We start from the raw sequence: 1,138 nt of genomic DNA on the forward strand, positions 1-1,138 counted from the left end.
GTGCAAGGCAGGCGCTCTCCCAGCTGAGCTAAGGCCCCGTGAAGTGGTCGGGAAGACAGGATTCGAACCTGCGACCCCTTGGTCCCAAACCAAGTGCTCTACCAAGCTGAGCTACTTCCCGAAGAACATATAAAATTATTAATGGCGCGCCCGACAGGAGTCGAACCCATAACCTTCTGATCCGTAGTCAGACGCTCTATCCAATTGAGCTACGGGCGCTATAAATTATAACTGGTGCCGAGAACCGGAATCGAACCGGTACGGTAGTCACCTACCGCAGGATTTTAAGTCCTGTGCGTCTGCCAGTTCCGCCACCCCGGCATAAAAAGTGGAGCGGAAGACGGGATTCGAACCCGCGACCCCGACCTTGGCAAGGTCGTATTCTACCACTGAACTACTTCCGCGTTAAGAGTGCGGGTGAAGGGAGTCGAACCCCCACGCCCGAAGGCACTAGATCCTAAGTCTAGCGTGTCTGCCAGTTCCACCACACCCGCAATATAACATCATGACTGGCAAGTCATGAAAATGGTGAGCCATGCAGGATTCGAACCTGCGACCCTCTGATTAAAAGTCAGATGCTCTACCGACTGAGCTAATGGCTCGAATATGGTGCCGGCGAAAGGACTTGAACCCTCAACCTACTGATTACAAGTCAGTTGCTCTACCAATTGAGCTACACCGGCAAATAAATGGTGGAGGATGACGGGCTCGAACCGCCGACCCCCTGCTTGTAAGGCAGGTGCTCTCCCAGCTGAGCTAATCCTCCTGGGTATTATTTCATCTATAAAGGTTGTCCATCATGTAATGAATTGTACAAGCCTGGCGACGTCCTACTCTTGCAGGGGAAACCCCCGACTACCATCGGCGCTGAAGAGCTTAACTTCCGTGTTCGGGATGGGAACGGGTGTGACCTCTTCGCCATCGGCACCAGACCTGTATGATCTTTTTTAAAGACATTATTCATTATATCAAGACTTTTGAGATTTGCAAGCACTTTTTTTAAAAAATACTCATTCTCTCAAAACCGGATAAAACCAACATTGGTTTTCACAAACTCAGGGACAACCATGCCCTTTTTAATCAAGGTTAAGTCCTCGATCGATTAGTATCTGTCAGCTCCACACGTCGCCGCGCTTCC

At 50.4% G+C, this 1,138-nt stretch carries 8 tRNA genes and 1 rRNA gene; all 9 read right to left on the bottom strand.

Going from position 1 to position 1,138, the window contains the following annotated elements:
• Positions 1 to 44: 44 nt before the first annotated feature.
• Positions 45 to 121, bottom strand: a tRNA-Pro gene (locus MHZ95_RS20710).
• A 21-nt stretch (positions 122 to 142) separates the two neighbouring features.
• Positions 143 to 219: transfer RNA gene (locus MHZ95_RS20715), tRNA-Arg, on the bottom strand.
• A 13-nt stretch (positions 220 to 232) separates the two neighbouring features.
• A tRNA-Leu gene (locus tag MHZ95_RS20720) sits at positions 233 to 321 on the bottom strand.
• Between the two features lie 8 nt (positions 322 to 329).
• Positions 330 to 404 (bottom strand) — tRNA-Gly (locus tag MHZ95_RS20725).
• Between the two features lie 8 nt (positions 405 to 412).
• Positions 413 to 494, bottom strand: a tRNA-Leu gene (locus MHZ95_RS20730).
• A gap of 32 nt (positions 495 to 526) precedes the next feature.
• Positions 527 to 602: transfer RNA gene (locus MHZ95_RS20735), tRNA-Lys, on the bottom strand.
• A 5-nt stretch (positions 603 to 607) separates the two neighbouring features.
• Positions 608 to 683 (bottom strand) — tRNA-Thr (locus MHZ95_RS20740).
• A gap of 7 nt (positions 684 to 690) precedes the next feature.
• A tRNA-Val gene (locus MHZ95_RS20745) sits at positions 691 to 766 on the bottom strand.
• A gap of 51 nt (positions 767 to 817) precedes the next feature.
• Positions 818 to 932, bottom strand: a 5S ribosomal RNA gene (gene rrf / locus MHZ95_RS20750).
• Between the last annotated feature and the right edge of the window lie 206 nt (positions 933 to 1,138).

This window comes from Sporosarcina sp. ACRSM (assembly GCF_022346545.1).
Lineage (GTDB): Bacteria > Bacillota > Bacilli > Bacillales_A > Planococcaceae > Sporosarcina.